12 protein-coding genes and 2 pseudogenes are annotated in these 16,113 nt (G+C 72.1%); 9 read left to right on the top strand and 5 right to left on the bottom strand.

The genetic code is table 11. The annotated features are described in order from the left end of the window. Nucleotides 1–169 precede the first annotated feature (169 nt). On the top strand, nucleotides 170–760 hold the full coding sequence (locus ACQP2H_RS25610; RefSeq protein WP_357535067.1) for a hypothetical protein: 591 nt from the start codon (nucleotides 170–172) through the stop codon (nucleotides 758–760). 58 nt (nucleotides 761–818) lie between these two features. Beyond that, nucleotides 819–2,939 carry a bifunctional polysaccharide deacetylase/glycosyltransferase family 2 protein gene (locus ACQP2H_RS25605; protein ID WP_433229174.1) on the top strand — a complete coding sequence of 707 codons (2,121 nt, stop codon included), beginning with the start codon at nucleotides 819–821 and terminating at the stop codon, nucleotides 2,937–2,939. Nucleotides 2,940–3,020: 81 nt separating this feature from the next. Here the strand turns inward: ACQP2H_RS25605 and ACQP2H_RS25600 are convergent, their stop codons facing one another. From ACQP2H_RS25600 to ACQP2H_RS25580, 5 genes are all read right to left on the bottom strand, one after another. Then, a complete protein-coding gene (locus ACQP2H_RS25600; RefSeq protein ID WP_091241170.1) occupies nucleotides 3,021–3,200 on the bottom strand; it encodes a DUF6104 family protein in 180 nt (59 codons plus the stop codon). 76 nt (nucleotides 3,201–3,276) lie between these two features. Beyond that, nucleotides 3,277–7,068, bottom strand: coding sequence for a multifunctional oxoglutarate decarboxylase/oxoglutarate dehydrogenase thiamine pyrophosphate-binding subunit/dihydrolipoyllysine-residue succinyltransferase subunit (locus ACQP2H_RS25595; protein ID WP_433229172.1), 3,792 nt, complete (start codon nucleotides 7,066–7,068; stop codon nucleotides 3,277–3,279). A gap of 363 nt (nucleotides 7,069–7,431) precedes the next feature. After that, complete coding sequence (locus ACQP2H_RS25590; RefSeq protein WP_208568347.1) at nucleotides 7,432–8,256, bottom strand: ABC transporter permease; 825 nt, start codon at nucleotides 8,254–8,256, stop codon at nucleotides 7,432–7,434. Beyond that, nucleotides 8,253–9,185 (bottom strand): ABC transporter ATP-binding protein, encoded by a 933-nt coding sequence (locus ACQP2H_RS25585; RefSeq protein ID WP_219464502.1) that lies wholly within the window; start codon nucleotides 9,183–9,185, stop codon nucleotides 8,253–8,255. Before ACQP2H_RS25585 ends, ACQP2H_RS25590 begins: the two co-directional genes overlap by 4 nt. 151 nt (nucleotides 9,186–9,336) lie before the next feature. Continuing rightward, nucleotides 9,337–10,002: a hypothetical protein gene (locus ACQP2H_RS25580; protein WP_219464501.1), complete on the bottom strand. Its 666-nt coding sequence runs from the start codon at nucleotides 10,000–10,002 to the stop codon at nucleotides 9,337–9,339. Between the two features lie 238 nt (nucleotides 10,003–10,240). On the opposite strand from ACQP2H_RS25580, the gene ACQP2H_RS25575 reads away from it, so the two are divergent. The 7 genes and pseudogenes from ACQP2H_RS25575 to ACQP2H_RS25545 form a co-directional block, all read left to right on the top strand. Further along, the gene (locus tag ACQP2H_RS25575) at nucleotides 10,241–11,020 is read left to right on the top strand and encodes a GNAT family N-acetyltransferase (protein WP_219464500.1); all 780 of its coding nucleotides are present in this window, start codon (nucleotides 10,241–10,243) and stop codon (nucleotides 11,018–11,020) included. Then, nucleotides 11,017–11,943 carry a lysophospholipid acyltransferase family protein gene (locus ACQP2H_RS25570; protein WP_433229169.1) on the top strand — a complete coding sequence of 309 codons (927 nt, stop codon included), beginning with the start codon at nucleotides 11,017–11,019 and terminating at the stop codon, nucleotides 11,941–11,943. Before ACQP2H_RS25575 ends, ACQP2H_RS25570 begins: the two co-directional genes overlap by 4 nt. A 242-nt stretch (nucleotides 11,944–12,185) precedes the next feature. Then, nucleotides 12,186–13,016, top strand: a complete 831-nt coding sequence (locus tag ACQP2H_RS25565; protein ID WP_219464498.1) for a DUF4097 family beta strand repeat-containing protein — start codon at nucleotides 12,186–12,188, stop codon at nucleotides 13,014–13,016. After that, nucleotides 13,013–13,657 (top strand): PadR family transcriptional regulator, encoded by a 645-nt coding sequence (locus ACQP2H_RS25560; protein ID WP_219464497.1) that lies wholly within the window; start codon nucleotides 13,013–13,015, stop codon nucleotides 13,655–13,657. The genes ACQP2H_RS25565 and ACQP2H_RS25560 overlap by 4 nt, the downstream gene beginning before the upstream one ends. Nucleotides 13,658–13,790: 133 nt before the next feature. Continuing rightward, complete coding sequence (locus ACQP2H_RS25555; protein WP_091068807.1) at nucleotides 13,791–14,492, top strand: response regulator transcription factor; 702 nt, start codon at nucleotides 13,791–13,793, stop codon at nucleotides 14,490–14,492. Then, nucleotides 14,489–14,654 (top strand): annotated as a pseudogene (locus ACQP2H_RS25550) (two-component sensor histidine kinase); the annotation flags it as partial. The gene ACQP2H_RS25555 and the pseudogene ACQP2H_RS25550, both read left to right, overlap by 4 nt. A gap of 137 nt (nucleotides 14,655–14,791) precedes the next feature. Next, a pseudogene (locus tag ACQP2H_RS25545) lies at nucleotides 14,792–16,042 on the top strand (sensor histidine kinase); the annotation flags it as partial. Nucleotides 16,043–16,113: the final 71 nt, after the last annotated feature.

The following is a 16,113-nucleotide window of genomic DNA, read 5'->3' as shown; positions in this document are numbered from 1 at the left end:
ACCCGAGTCTCATTCGTGGGACGCGCTAGGAGCTGAGTGATCCTCGTGCCTAAACTCGCATCCCATGACTGCCGACCCTCTGAGCAGGAAAAATGCTCCCTCCGAGAGATCGAAGCCTGAGGGCGCAATTGGCGGTCAGTCGGCTCAGGATCCACATCGTACCAACGGCGTGACGGGCCTCGATGGGCCGACCGTGACGATCAGCCGCGCCGACGGGCCCACCGCGACGATCGCCGCCGTACCCCAGCTGACCCCCGTCTTCGTCGACCCCAGCGGCCGACGTCACTCCCGACTGCGCTGGCTGGCGTACGCCCTCGGGTTGGTGGGCCTGATCTACACCGGGCTGGTGGGCGTCAGCTTCGCGGGCGGCATCGCGCCGCACGCGGTGCTCCCCTTCGTCGACGAGGTCGCGCAACCCGAACGGTCGCCGTCGCCCTCCCCGTCGCCCGCGACGGGCACCCCGCCCGCCCCCGCCACCACCGTGCCGCCGACCGTCGCCCCCCGCACGCCCGGGTCGGGCACACGCGCCGCCGTCCCGGTCACCCCGTCCACGGTCCGCCCCACCACCGGCACCGCCTCGCCGTCGCCGAGCGCCACCGGTTCGCCGAGCCGCAGCCCGGCCTCCGCGTCGGCCTCACCCCGGCCCACCCGGCCGAGCCCGGAACCGACGACGCCGAACCCCCCGGACCCGACCGACGAACCACCGTCGCTGCCCGACCCGCTGCCCGGCGGCGTCGACGGCGCACGCCTCGATGGTTGAGCCGGCCGTCCGGCCGGGGCGCCGTCGCGTCGTCCGGTCCGCCAGGCGACGCCGGGCGGTGCCACCACCGAGCTGGATCCTGCTGGGTACGGTGCTGGCCCTGCTGGCCGGCGTGCTGCTCGTCGGCGCGTACGCCAACGCGTCCTTCGCCCCGGACCGCCGGAAGAGCACCGCCGGGCAACGGGAAGTGCCCACCTCGGTGGTGACCGGTGGCCCGATCATCAGCGCCAGCAGCGACATGGTCCGCTCCTACCGGCTGCCGCCGCGCACCATCGCGTTGACCTTCGACGACGGCCCCGACCCGGTCTGGACCCGGGAGGTGCTGCGGGTCCTGGACGCCCACCAGGTCAAGGGCACGTTCTTCGTGCTGGGCACCCAGGTCGCCCGGCACCCCGAGGTGGCCCGTGAGCTGGCCGACGGCGGTCACCAGCTCGGTGTGCACACCTTCACCCACCCCGACCTCGCCGAGCTGCCAGCGTGGCGGCAACGCCTGGAGTACGCCCAGACCCAGCTCGCCGTGGCCAGCGCCACCGGCCTGCGGACCTCGCTGGTCCGCTTCCCCTACTCCTCACACCCGGGCGCCATCGACAACCGGGACTGGCCGGTGATGACCGCCGCCGGTGACCTGGGCTACCTGACGTTGCTCAACGACACCGACAGCCAGGACTGGTCGCTGCCCGGGGTGGACCGGATCATCGACAACGCCACCCCCGACGACGGGGCCGGTGCGATCACCCTCTGGCACGACGCCGGTGGTGACCGGGCGCAGACCGTCGCCGCCCTCGACCGGTTCATCCCGATGATGAAGCAGCGGGGGTACCGGTTCGTCACCGCCACCGAGGGGTTGAACCTCGCCTTCGCCGCCGCCGGGGCGGACCACCGGGTGGACGCCGCCGTGCCCGCCACCGCCGCCGACCGGTGGCGCGGCCGGATGTTGATCTGGGCGGTTCAGGGCGCCGACAGCATGCTGACCGTGTTCGGCGGGCTCTTCGTCGTCGTCGGCCTGCTCACCGTGGGCCGCACGTTCGTGCTGTTCGTGCTGGCCGGGCGGCACGCCCGACGACGGCGGGCCAAGGGTTGGAGTTGGGGGCCGCCGGTCACCGCGCCGGTCTCGGTGATCGTCCCGGCGTACAACGAGAAGGAGGGGATCGCCGCCGCGGTCCGTTCCCTCGCCGGTGGCGACCACCCCGGTGGGATCGAGGTGGTGGTCGTCGACGACGGCTCCACCGACGGCACCGCCGACATCGTCGACGCGCTCGGCCTGCCCAACGTCCGGGTCGTCCGCAAGCCCAACGGCGGCAAACCCAGCGCCCTGAACACCGGCCTGGCGCTGGCCCGGCACGACCTGATCGTGATGGTCGACGGGGACACCGTGTTCGAGCCCGACGCGGTCCGCCGGCTGGTGCAGCCCTTCGCCGACCCGCAGGTCGGCGCGGTGGCCGGCAACGTCAAGGTCGGCAACCGGCGCAGCCTGATCGCCAAGTGGCAGCACATCGAGTACGTCATCGGGTTCAACCTGGACCGGCGGCTCTACGAGACGCTGCGCTGCATGTCCACGGTGCCGGGCGCGATCGGCGGGTTCCGGCGGGAGGCGCTGCGCTACGCCGGGGGGATGACCGACGACACCCTGGCCGAGGACACCGACATCACCATCGCCCTGGGCCGGGCCGGCTGGAAAGTGGTCTACGAGGAGACCGCCCGCGCCTGGACGGAGGCCCCGGCGACCATCGGCCAACTGTGGAAGCAGCGTTACCGGTGGAGCTACGGCACCATGCAGGCGATGTGGAAGCATCGGCGTTCGGTCTTCGACCGGGGCGCGTCCGGCCGGTTCACCAGGCGCTGCCTGTTCTTCCTCAGCCTGTTCGGGGTGCTGCTGCCCCTGCTCGCGCCGGTGATCGACCTGCTGGCCCTGTACGGCCTGTTCTTCCTCGACCGTAAGGCCACGGCGGTGGCCTGGCTGGCCATGCTCGGGGTGCAGGCGGCCACCGCGGTGGTGGCGTTCCGGCTGGACCGGGAGAAGCTGGGGGTGCTGTGGGTGCTGCCCCTGCAACAGTTCGTCTACCGGCAGCTGATGTACCTGGTGATGGTCCAGGCGGTGGTCACCGCGCTGACCGGTGGTCGGCTGGGCTGGCAGAAGCTGCGCCGCACCGGCCTGGAACCGGCCGTCCGCAACGGCTGACCGCCGCCGGTCCCCGGTACGGGGTGGGTCGTCCGCGTCCCGCGTTCCGCCCGCCCCGGGGCCTGCCCGGGGCGGCCCCGGTCAGTCCTCGTCGAGGTCGTCGAGGCGGGCCAGCCAGGTGGCGAAGCGCTCGATCGGCGTCTCGAACTCGGGGTTGAGGTCGACGAAGTCGCGCAGTCGTTCCCCGAGCCACTCCAGGGTCACCTGCTCGTCGCCGCGCCGCTGCACCAGTTCCTCGATGCCACGATCGGTGAAGTACACCGGGGCTCCTCGTTCCTTGCTGACGGGCCCGGCCCGCCCCCCTGTCAGGGGGGCGGGCCGGGTGGGTCGGAATGGGTCAGGGGCGGGGCAGGGCGGCGTCGATCAGCCCGGTCTGCTCCACCTCGTGCATCTTGGCCGAGCCGACCGCCGGGGCGGCGGCGGCGGGGCGGGAGATGCGACGCAGCCGGACGTCGGCCAGGTGCTCCAGCAGGTTGAGCGCGACGAAGCTCCACGCCCCCTGGTTGGCCGGCTCCTCCTGCACCCAGGCGAAGTCCTCCGCGTTCGGGTACGCCGCGAGCGCGTCGCGGATCTCCTGCACCGGCAGCGGGTAGAGCTGCTCGATCCGGATGATCGCGGTGTCGGTGACGCCCCGCTCCTGCCGGGCGGAGAACAGGTCGTAGTAGACCTTGCCCGAGCAGAGCAGCACCCGCTTGACCTGCTCCCGCGCGGGTGCGGCGGTGTCGGCCAGCACCGGGGCGAAGGTGCCGGTGGTGAAGTCCTCCACCGGGCTGACGCAGAGCTTGTGCCGCAGCAGCGACTTCGGCGTGAACACCACCAGCGGCTTGCGCTTGGGCGACAGGGCCTGCCGGCGCAGCAGGTGGAAGTAGTTCGCCGGGGTGGTCGGGATCGCCACCCGCATGTTGTCCTCGGCGCACATCTGCAGGAACCGCTCGGGACGACCGGAGGTGTGGTCCGGGCCCTGCCCCTCGTGGCCGTGCGGCAGCAGCAGGGTCACCGCGGAACGCTGGCCCCACTTCACCTCGCCGGAGGAGATGAACTCGTCGATCACCGACTGGGCGCCGTTGACGAAGTCACCGAACTGCGCCTCCCAGCAGACCAGCGCGTTGACGTTCTCCACCGAGTAGCCGTACTCGAAGCCCATCGCCGCGTACTCGCTCAGCAGCGAGTCGTGCACGAAGAACCGGGACCGCTCGCCGTCGGCGGTGAGCGACTTGAGCGGCAGGTGGTCCTCGCCGGTCTTGGCGTCGACGATCGAGGCGTGCCGCTGGACGAAGGTGCCCCGGCGGGAGTCCTGGCCGGCGAGCCGGACGGTGACCCCGTCGTGCAGCAGCGAGCCGAAGGCGATGATCTCGCCGTACCCCCAGTCGATGTTGCCCTCGGCGGACATCCTGGCCCGCCGGTCGAGCAACTGCTGGATGCGCTTGTGCGGGGTGAAGCCCTCGGGGAGGTTGACGTGCGCCTCGCCGATCGCCTTGACCACGGCGGCGTCGGTGGCGGTCGCCACCTGCGGCTCCGGCTCGTCCTCGCGGCTGGGCCGGCTGACCTGGCGCGGGGTGGTGGCGGCGTCGCGGGTGGCCTTGAAGACCCGCTCCAGCTGCGACTGGTAGTCGCGCAGCAGCTCCTCGGCGTCCTCGACGGTGATGTCGCCCCGGCCGATCAGCTCCTCGGTGTAGAGCTTGCGGACCGACCGCTTCGAGTCGATGATCTTGTACATCTGCGGGTTGGACATCGACGGGTCGTCGCCCTCGTTGTGCCCGCGCCGCCGGTAGCAGACCATGTCGATCACGACGTCCTTGTTGAACGCCTGGCGGTACTCGAAGGCCAGCCGGGCGACCCGGACCACGGTCTCCGGGTCGTCGCCGTTGACGTGGAAGATCGGCGCCTGGATCATCCGGGCCACGTCGGTGCTGTAGAGGCTGGACCGGCTGTACTCCGGGGCGGTGGTGAAGCCGACCTGGTTGTTGACCACCACGTGCACGGTCCCGCCGGTGCGGTAACCGCGCAGCTGGGACAGGTTGAGCGTCTCGGCGACGACCCCCTGGCCGGCGAACGCGGCGTCACCGTGCACCGCCAACGGCAGCACGGTGTAACCCTCCAGCTTGAGGTCGATCCGGTCCTGCTTGGCCCGGACGATGCCCTCCAGCACCGGGTCCACCGCCTCCAGGTGCGACGGGTTCGCCACCAACGACACCTTGACCGAGTGGTCGCCGGCCGGGGTGGTGAACTTGCCGTTCTGGCCCAGGTGGTATTTCACGTCGCCGGAGCCCTGGGTGGAGCGCGGGTCGAGGTGCCCCTCGAACTCCGAGAAGATCTTCTCGTACGGCTTGCCGACGATGTTGGCCAGCACGTTGAGCCGGCCCCGGTGCGCCATACCGATGACGACCTCGTCCAGCCCGTCCTCGGCGGACGCCTCCAGCACCTCGCCGAGCAGTGGGATCAGCGACTCGCCGCCCTCCAGCGAGAACCGCTTCTGGCCGACGTACTTGGTCTGCAGGAACGTCTCGAACGCCTCGGCGGCGTTGAGCCGGTTGAGCACGTGCTTCTGCTCGTCGGCGGCCGGCTTCTCGTAGCGGCGCTCGATCCGTTCCTGGATCCAGCGGCGCTCCTCCGGGTCCTGGATGTGCATGTACTCGATGCCGAGCCGACGGCAGTACGAGTCGCGCAGCACGCCGAGGATCTCGCGCAGCTTCATCCGCTGCTTGCCGGCGAAGCCGTTGACCGGGAAGGTGCGGTCCAGGTCCCACAGGGTCAGCCCGTGCTGGAGGACGTCCAGGTCGGGGTGCTTGCGGATGGTGAATTCCAGCGGGTCGGTGTCGGCCATCAGGTGGCCCCGGACCCGGTAGGCGTGGATCAGCTCGTGCACCCGCGCGGTCTTGTTGATCTGGCCCTCGGAGTCGACGGCCACGTCCCGCATCCAGCGCACCGGCTCGTACGGGATGCGCAGCGAGGTGAAGACCTCGTCGTAGAAGCCGCGTTCGCCGAGCAGCAGCTCGTGCATGACCTTGAGGAACTCGCCGGACTGCGCGCCCTGGATGATCCGGTGGTCGTACGTGCTGGTCAGCGTGATGATCTTGCTGACCGCCAGCTCGGCCAGGGTCGCCTCGCTCATCCCCTGGTAGGGCGCGGGGTACTCCATCGCGCCGACCCCGATGATCGCGCTCTGCCCCTGCATCAGCCGGGGGATCGAGTGCACCGTGCCGATGCCGCCCGGGTTGGTCAGCGAGATCGTGGTGCCGCTGTGGTCCTCCATGGTCAGCTCGTTGCGGCGGGCCCGCCGGACCACGTCCTCGTACGCCTGCCAGAACTGCCGGAAGTCCATCTGCTCGCAGCCCTTGATGGACGGCACCACCAGGTTGCGGGAGCCGTCGGGCTTGGTCAGGTCGATGGCGATGCCCAGGTTGACGTGCTCGGGACGGACCATCGCCGGCTTGCCGTCGACCTCGGCGAAGGAGTTGTTCAGCTCCGGGTGCTCGACCACGGCCCGGACCAGCGCGTACCCGATCAGGTGGGTGAAGCTCACCTTGCCACCGCGCCCCCGGGCGAGGTGGTTGTTGATCACGATGCGGTTGTCGACCAGCAGCTTGGCCGGCACGGCGCGCACGCTGGTGGCGGTCGGCACGGACAGCGAGGCGTCCATGTTCTGCACGATCCGGGCGGCCACCCCGCGCAGCGGCGTGGTGCCCGCGGAGCTGGCCGCCGGTGCCTTCGCCGGGGCGGGCTTCTCGGTCGACGCCGGCTTGCCGGCGGACCTGGTGGCCGACTTCGTGGCGGTGGCCGGCTTGGGGGTGGTGGCCGGCTTCGTGGTCGCGGTCGGTGCGGCAGCGGCGGTCGGCTTCGCGGTCGTGGTCGGCTTCGCGCCGGCCGCCGGAGCCTTCGCTGCCGGTTCGGCCTTGGTGGCTGCGGCCGGCTCCGGCGCTGCGGCCGGTTGGGGCGACGCGGCCCTACCGTCGGCCGGGCGCGGTGTCGCGGCGCCCGGGGCAGGTCGGTAGTCGGTGAAGAAGTCGTGCCAGGCCGAGTCGACGCTTGATGGGTCGGCGAGGTAGCGCTGGTACATCTCCTCGACGATCCACTCGTTCGGGCCGAAACCCGCCAGTGGGTTCTCCTGCGAAGTCTGCTGGGTCGACACGGCCGGTAATCGCCTCTTTCACGCGGGTTTGTGTGTCACGCGGTTTTGTGTGTCACGCGGTGCCGCCGTCATGCGAAGTGTCGTGGGACGGAGACGAGTCCCAGGCTACGCCGTGAAAATACGATAGGCATTTCCGCCTCGGCCAGGTGGTCCTTTTCACAAAAATTGTAGGAAGTCAATCAGCTCTTCGTGTCCACCTGGCTCCGGACTGTTCTGATGATCCGGATCGGAGTCAGCTGGTCACCCGCGCCGGGCGGGCCACCGGCTCCCACCCGGGCCTCCCGGATGGGGGCACCGGGCGGAGACGGAACGGCCCGGCGTGACGGTCGTCACGCCGGGCCGGGCCGGTCGGAGCACGGTCGATCAGGAGATGTCCCGCCGCCGCATGGTGAGCGTGCCGATCGCGCCGGCCACCACCGCGTACCCGATCAGGACCACCGCGCCCGCCCAGCGGGGCGGGTTGCCGGGGATCTCGGTCCCGCTGACCATCAGCGACGACGCCAGCGACGGCACCAGCACCTGGAGGTCGTTGATCCAGTCACCCCAGCGGGCGGCCAGGATGCTGATCGCGATGGCCGCGCCGACCGCGCCACCCAGGTAGAGCAGGATGCCGGTGACCGTGGCACCGATCTGGCTGCGGATCAGCACCCCGATCCCGACGCCGAGCACCGACCAGAGCAGATAGGCCAGGCCGTTGAGCGCGGTGGCCCGCCAGACCGCGCCGCTGCCGAGCTGGGAGCCCAGGTCGACGCTGCTCATCACCAGTGCCCCGAAGATCAGGTTGAACCCGGTGGTGACCAGCCAGAACAGCACGGCCAGGACGGCCGCGGCGGCCAGCTTGGCCAACATCACCGCGGTGCGGTGCGGCACGGTGAGGAAGGTGGTGGTGACCGTCTGGTGGAAGAACTCGCTGGTCACCACGATGATGCCGAGCAGCATCACGATCATCAGACCGAAGAACTGCCCGTTGGTGTAGACGTTGGCGGCCAGGCTGTCCACCGACTGCGCGGCCTGGATCTGGTCGGCCTGGTCGGCCGGCACGTCGCCGAAGTTGTTGTTGGCCAGCGCGTCGGTCTGCAACCAGTTGATCAGGGCGGTGAGTGCCCACAGCGGCACCGTGATCAGGCCGAAGATCCACCACGTGCTGGTGGTACGGATCTTCAACAGCTCGGATCGGACCAGGTTCATCGGATGCCCGCCTTCCCGGCCGTCAGCTCCAGGAAGACCCGTTCCAGGTCGGGTCGTTCCGGGGTCAGTTCGTGCAGCTCGACCTTCGCGGCCAGCGCGGCCCGGCCGATCGCCGGGGCCTCCAGCCCGCTGACCAGCAGCACACCGTGCTCGTCGGTCTCCACCGTCGCGGACTGCTCACGCAGCGCCACGGTCAACTCCTCGGCCTGCGGGGTACGCACCCGAACCCGGCCGCCCTGCGCCATCGAGCCGAGTACCTGCTCCACCGGCCCCTGCCGGATCAGCTTGCCGGCCGCGATGATCACCACGTCGTCGGCGAGGAGCTGCATCTCGGACAGCAGGTGGCTGGAGACCAGCACCGTACGCCCCTCGTGGGCCAGCCCCTTGAGGAAGCCCCGCATCCAGCGGATGCCCTCCGGGTCCAGACCGTTGGCCGGCTCGTCGAGGATCAGCACCCGGGGGTTGCCGAGCATCGCGGCGGCGATACCGAGCCGCTGCTTCATGCCCAGCGAGTACCCCTTGAACTTGCGCTTCGCCGCCGGAGTGAGCCCGACCAGGGCCAGCGCCTCGTCGGCCCGGCTCTTCGGCAGGCCCGCCGCCGCACAGATCACCCGCAGGTGATTGATCCCGGTACGACCCTTGTGCGCGCTGGACGCCTCCAGCACCGCGCCCACGTGCCGCAGCGGGTCGGTCAGGTCGGCGTACCGCTGGCCGCCGATCGTCGCCGTGCCACCGCTCGGGGTGACCAGGTTCAGCAGCATCCGCAGAGTGGTCGTCTTACCCGCCCCGTTCGGGCCGAGGAAGCCGGTCACCCGGCCGGATTCGACCGTGAAGGACAGGTTGTCGACCGCCCGTACGTTCTTGTACTGCTTGGTCAGTCCGGACACGACGATCTGGCCGGTGCTGGGGCTCCACTGCCCGTCGGACATCGTTCTCCTCCCGTGCGGCGGCGCCTCGCGCGCCGCAGTCTGCGGCGTCGTTACGCAACGCGCCGCTGACCAGCCTGACTGGCCTGGTCAAGATATGCCATCAGCCCGGGTCGGTAAGTCGTGCTCCGTCTCAGGCAGGAGGCGGTCGTCCTCAGGGACGAGACACGGGCGGCAGCGCCACCCAGGTGGCGCGGGCCCGACCGAGCAGCGCGCCGGCGCTGCCGTAGAGGCTGGTGTGCACCACCGCCAGCCGTCCCTCCGCGGTGATCACCTTACCGGTGACCACGCACTCCTCACCGGGTTCGGGAAGCGCGTCGAGCGCCACGGCGATCCGGCCCAGCACGTACGGCCGGCCGGGGGCGATCACCGCCCAGCCCCCGGGGCAGTCCAGCGCCGCCCAGGCGGTCGGCGCGGTCACCCGTCGGGGGGTACGCCACGACGCGGCGGTCCGGCCGTCGGGCAGCCGACCGGGAAAGATCCGCAGCCCGTCCGGGTGCTCCGGGCCGCAGACGTAACAGCCGGGGAAGGGGTGGTCCACCAGTCCCGGATAGCCGGCCGAGGCGGCACGCGCGGTCACCGGGTCCACCGGGGCGACCGGGTCGGGCAGGTCGCCGGCCGGGCGTACCTCGGCGACCAGGTGCCCGTCGGGGTCGTACACGTCGCCGTCGGTGAGGGTGAGCGGGATGTCCAGCGGCGGCGGACGACGCAGCGTCACCTCGACCGGCCGGTCCGTGTCGTACGCCCCGGCGAAGACCCCGGCGCTCCACCCGCCGTTGCCCGAACCGGGCGGGCCGTTGTACCGGGATTCGATGATCATCGCCACTCCGCACGTCGTCGTCCGCCCCGGATGGCCGGACGCCCGCAGGCAGCCTCGCACGCCCCACCCGCACCACGGCACGCGCCGCCGGACCCGGGCCCACCCGACTGCCGACCGACATCCGGGCCGGCCCCGGCGGCCCCGCAGGTCACTGCGGGGGCGGCCCGCCGACCGGCGTTCACCGGATCGACACCCGTCAGGCGGGGGCCCGGCCACCCGGGGCACCTACACAGGTCCCATGGCTGTTCTGCATGCCGCTGGCGCACCCCTGACGACCAGTGGATACACCCTGCTGATCGCCGACGACCCGACCCAGGTCGCGGCAGCGCAACGCCTGCGCCACGAGGTGTTCGCCACCGAACTCGGCGCGACCCTGCGTCCGGATGCCGCCGGACTGGACACCGACGACCTCGACGCCCACTGCGACCACCTGATCGTCCGTGAGGAGCGCACCGGCGCGGTGGTCGGCACCTACCGGCTGCTGCCACCGGGCCGCACCGGGCGTCGGTACGCCGCCGGGGAGTTCGACCTGACCGCGTTGGACCCGCTGCGTGACCTGCTGGTCGAGACCGGGCGTTCCTGCGTCCACCCGGACCACCGCTCCGGCGCGGTGATCAACCTGATGTGGGCCGGGCTGACCCGCTACCTGCACCTGCGCGGCTCCAACTGGCTGGGCGGCTGCGCCTCGGTGCCGGTCGACGACGGTGGCCGGGCCGCCGCGCAGGCGTGGGCGCTGGGCCGCGCCGGTCACCTGGCCCCGCCGCTGCTGCGGGTCCGTCCGCTGCGGCCCTGGTTCGCCGAGCCGGGCGCGGCGGCGGCGGAGACCGCCACCGGGGACTCCGCCGGGCGGGCACTGGTCCCGCCGCTGCTGCGCGGCTACCTGCGGCTGGGCGCGTGGATCGCCGGGGAACCGGCGTACGACCCCGACTTCCGTTGCGCCGACTTCTACGTGCTGTTCGCGCTGGACCGGATGAACCCGCGCTACCTGCGGCACTTCCTGGGCGGGGCGGCGCGGTGAGCGCCGAACTGTGGCGTCCGACCGCCGGCTGCGGCCCGGACTGCCTGCCGGGGGCGCGGCGGGTGGAGGTGTCGCCCGGCCGGCAGGTGGCCCGACTGCTGGGCGTGCTCGGGATGCTGCTGGTCGGGGCCGTCCTGGTCGTACTGCTGCCGGTGCTGCCGACGGCGGGGCGGGCGTCGGCACTGCGGGGCTGGGCCCGGTGGACCGCCGGTGCGCTCGGGGTGCGGCTGGCGGTACGCGGGCGGCTGCCCCGGCGGCGGGCGCTGCTGGTCGCCAACCACGTCTCCTGGCTGGACATCCTCGCGGTGCTGACGGTCGCTCCGGCCCGGCTGCTGGCCAAGCGGGAGGTGCGGAACTGGCCGCTGCTCGGGCTGCTGGCCCGCGCCGGGGGCGCACTCTTCGTGGACCGGTCGCGACCCCGGGACCTGCCCCGCACGGTGGACCGGCTCGCGGCGACGCTGCGGGCCGGTCACCCGGTCGCGGTCTTCCCCGAGGGTACGACCTGGTGCGGCGTCGCTCCCTCGGCCGGCTGTCGACCGTCGCGGGGATTCCGGCCGGCGGTCTTCCAGGCGGCGATCGACGCCCGGGTCCCCGTGGTGCCGCTGCGGATCAGCTACCGCTCTGCTGCCACCGGGGCGACGACCACCACCGCCGCCTTCCTCGGCGACGAGACCCTGTGGCGCTCGGTGCGTCGGGTGCTGGCCGCCCGGGACCTGGTGGTGCACGTCGCGGTGACCGCCGCCCTGCATCCGGCTCCCGGCGCGGACCGTCGGCTGCTGGCCCGCGCCGCCGAGTCGGCCGTGCACCTGCTCCCGCCCCGCCCGGTCGTCAGCCGGCCCACCCTGGCCGCTGTGCCCGGGGTCGCCCCGCCCGGGTCCGCGTCCGCGCTGGCCGCCGGGAAGGGCCTCGGCCTGGCCGCCTGACCCGATCTCATCCGAGGGCTGCTTCGACGGCATGATCCACTCGGGTGGGCCGTTGTTGCGGCGCCCTGGCGACCGGTTACCGCAACATCGGCCCAAGTGAGTGAAGCGGAGGTGGGGGCGAGGCGGGGGTGGGCATTGGTGGGTTTGCGACTCGCGACAGTCTTGTTCTATCGCGATGTATCGCGTTACGCTTCCTCCGTGCAGTGGCGCGGCCGTCGGCCGCGACCCCGGAGGGAGACGTCATGACCAACTGGACGGTCGACAGACCACAACGGATCACCATCGAGGGGCCGGTCACCCAACTCGACGTACGACTGATCACCGGCCGGCTCAACGTGGTCGGCACCGACGGCCCGGCCCGGGTCGACGTCACCCGGGTCAGCAGCCGGCCGGTCATCGTCGAACACCGCGACGGCGTGCTCCGGGTCGGCCACGAGCGCCACCCGCGCTGGCCCGGGTTCCTCTGGTGGCTCGGCCAGCTCGGTCGCCGGTTCCGGGCCGAGGTGTCCATCGCCGTCCCGGCCGCCGTCCTGGCCGACCTGCACCTGGTCGACGGCGCACTGGTCGCCTCCGGGCTGGTCAACGACACCACCGTCAACGTGACCTCCGGGCAGATCACCCTGATGGGGCTGGCCGGGCGAACCAACGCGCGGATCGTCTCCGGCCCGGTCGAGGCCCTCGGGGTCACCGGTGACCTCACCCTGGACACGGTCTCCGGCGAGGTGACCCTCGCCGAGAGCGCGGCGGGCCGGGTGCACGCCAACACCATCTCCGGGGCGATCACCTGCGACCTGGACAACCCCCGGCGCAGCGAGATCCGGCTCACCACCATCTCCGGGCCGATCACCGTACGGGTCCGTGAGGACAGCGACCTCGCCGTCCACCTGCACACCACCTCCGGGCGGATCACCAGCGGCTTCCCGCAGGTCGGTGGCGGGGTCGGCGTCGGCCCGGTCAAGGACAGCCACGGGGTGCTCGGCGCGGGCGAGGGTAAGCTCTGGGCGTCCGCGACGTCCGGCAGCATCGCCCTGCTCGCTCGGCCGGTGGACGCCGACCAGGAGGAGCTGCCGTGACCGCCGTGTTCAGTCACGGGCGGCTGCGGCTCTATCTGCTCCGGCTGCTCGACGACGGCCCCAAGCACGGCTACGAGCTGATCCGGCTGCTGGAGGAGCGCTTTCTCGGCCTCTACGTCCCCAGCGCCGGCACCATCTATCCCCGGCTGCAACGGCTGGAGGCCGACGGCCTGGTCACCCACACCGCCGCCGGGGGCCGCAAGGTCTACGAGATCACCGAGGCGGGCCGGGCCGAGCTGCGCCAGCGCGCCGACGAGGTGACCACCCTGGAATCCGACATCACCGCCTCGGTGGAGGATCTCTCCGCCCTGGCCGGGGAGATCCAGACCGAGGTACGCGGCTCGGTGCGCGACCTCAAACGCGAACTGCGCGAGGCCACCCGGCAGACCCGGCTGACCCGCTGGGACCGCCCGACCCCGACCCCGCAGCCCCGCCCGGCGACCCCCACCTCGCCGTCGCGTCCGGCGGCCCCCGCCGACGGCGACTCCCCACTGCTGGCGGAGTTCGACCAGCGGCTGGCCGCGTTCACCGTCGAGGTCGGGGCGCTGGTCCGGGCCGGACGGCTCAGCGACACCCAGCTCCGTACCGCGATCCGGGTCCTCGACGGCGCGTTGGACGGGCTGAGCCGGCTACTGCGCTGACGGCCACGTGTCGCGGGCGTCGCCCCGGTCGTCGTGCTCTCCGCCGGCCGCGACCGGGGCACCGGACGGCTTCACAGGATTTTTGCAGCAACCGTCCAGCGCCGCCGCAGCGACATCACGGATGATGGCCAGCATGGCCGCTACCCAGACTGAGGCGCGACTGCTCGTCGTCGAGGACGACCCCAACATCCTCGAACTGCTCTCCGCCAGCCTCCGCTTCGCGGGGTTCGACGTGGCGACCGCCACCAGCGGCAGCGCGGCCCTGCACGCGGCCAAGGACCACCGCCCCGACCTGGTGGTGCTCGACGTGATGCTGCCCGACCTGGACGGCTTCGAGGTCATCCGGATGCTCCGGGAGGGCGGCACGCGTACCCCGGTGGTGTTCCTGACCGCCCGGGACGCCACCGACGACAAGATCCGGGGGCTCACCCTGGGCGGCGACGACTACGTCACCAAGCCGTTCAGCCTGGAGGAGCTGACCGCCCGCATCCGGGCGGTGCTGCGACGCACCGCGACCGGCGAGCAGGCCCCGTCCCGGCTCACCTTCGCCGACCTGGAGCTGGACGAGGAGACCCACGAGGTGCACCGGGCCGGTCAGCGGGTGCAGCTCTCGCCGACCGAGTTCAAGCTGCTGCGTTACCTGATGCTCAACGCCAACCGGGTGCTGTCCAAGGCGCAGATCCTCGACCACGTGTGGAACTACGACTTCCGGGGCGACGACAACATCGTCGAGTCCTACATCTCCTACCTGCGCCGCAAGGTCGACAACACCCAGCCCCGCCTGATCCACACCCTGCGCGGCGTGGGCTACGTCCTGCGCAAGCCGGCGGCGTGAATCCGCTCGACGAGGCGAAGGGACGGATCCGGAGCGTTCCGCTGCGGGTCAAGCTGGTCGCGGCGGTCCTCACCCTGGTCGCCGTCGCCCTCGTGGTGATCAGCTCGCTCACCACGTACTTCCTGCGGGAGTACCTGATCGGGCAGGTCGACGGCGAGTTGCAGTCGGCCAGCGTCCAGGTCGGCCGGGCGCTACCGGACCTGGAGAGCGGACGGGTCAAGGCCGCGCTGCCCACCGACTACGTCGTCGCGCTCGCCGACGAGGACACCTCCCGGTTCATCGGGTACGACCCGGCGCTCGAACCGGACGACCTTCCCCCGGTCCCGGCGGACCTGCCCGGGTTCCGGGCTGACGAGGGCGAACCGTTCACGGTCCGCTCGCAGGACGGCCGGGAACGGTGGCGGATGCTCTACCGGGAGCTGTCCGACGGCCGGGTCCTCGCCGTCGGGCAGCACCTCACCGACGTCGACCTGGCCGTCAAGCGGCTGATCTGGATAGACATGCTGGTCGGCGGGGCGGTGCTGATCCTGCTCGCCTCGATCGGCGCGGCCATCGTGCGGACCAGCCTGAAACCGCTCGTGGAGATCGAACGGACGGCTGCGGCGATCGCCGGTGGCGACCTGACCCGCCGGGTGCCCGACCCCGAGGAGGGGCAGGAGTGCGCCACCTCCGAGCTGGGCCGGCTCTCCCGGGCGTTGAACGCGATGCTGGCCCAGATCGAGGCCGCCTTCACCGCCCGCGCCGCCTCGGAGATGGCCGCCCGTACGGCCGAGGCCGGCGCCCGGGACGCGGCGCACGCCGCGCTGGCGTCGGAGGCCCGCGCCCGGCGGTCGGAGGAGCGGATGCGGCAGTTCGTCGCGGACGCCTCGCACGAACTGCGTACCCCGCTGACCACCATCCGGGGCTTCGCCGAGCTGTACCGGCAGGGCGCGGCCCGCGCCCCCGAGCAGACCGCCGACCTGCTGCGCCGCATCGAGGACGAGGCGGCCCGGATGGGGCTGCTGGTGGAGGACCTGCTGCTGCTCGCCCGGCTGGACCGGGAACGCCCGCTGTCGCTGGCCCCGGTGGAGCTACCGGTGCTCGCCTCCGACGCGGTCGAGGCGGCCCGGGTGGTCGCTCCGCAACGGCGCATCGAGCTGGAGATCGCGCCGGGCTCCGGCCCGCTGGTGGTGCACGCCGACGACGCCCGGCTGCGGCAGGTGATCGGCAACCTGATGACCAACGCGCTGACCCACACCCCGCCGGAGGCGTCGGTGACCCTGCGGCTGCGTTCCGAGGCCGGGAACCTGGCCGTGGTGGAGGTGGCCGACACCGGGCCGGGGCTCGCCCCGGAGCAGGCCGAGCGGGTCTTCGAGCGGTTCTACCGGGCCGACGCGGCCCGGACCCGCCGGGCCAGCGGGATCACCAGCACCGGGCTGGGGCTGGCCATCGTCGCCGCCCTGGTCACCGCGCACCAGGGCACGGTGGAGGTGGCCGAGACGCCCGGCGGCGGGGCGACCTTCCGGGTCCGGCTGCCGCTGCTGTCCGAGTCCGGCGGTAACGGTGAGTGATCCCGCTCCGGGCCGGGCGTGGCTTTCAGAAAACTTCCAGGGGGATTCCAGGCTGGTGACAGTGGCACAGG

The sequence above is a fragment of the Micromonospora sp. CA-248260 genome, from assembly GCF_050942205.1.
In the GTDB taxonomy this organism is placed as follows: Bacteria; Actinomycetota; Actinomycetes; order Mycobacteriales; family Micromonosporaceae; genus Micromonospora; species Micromonospora antibiotica.
The sequence above is the reverse complement of the archived record's forward strand: the minus strand, read 5'-3'. Positions and strand labels throughout refer to the sequence as shown.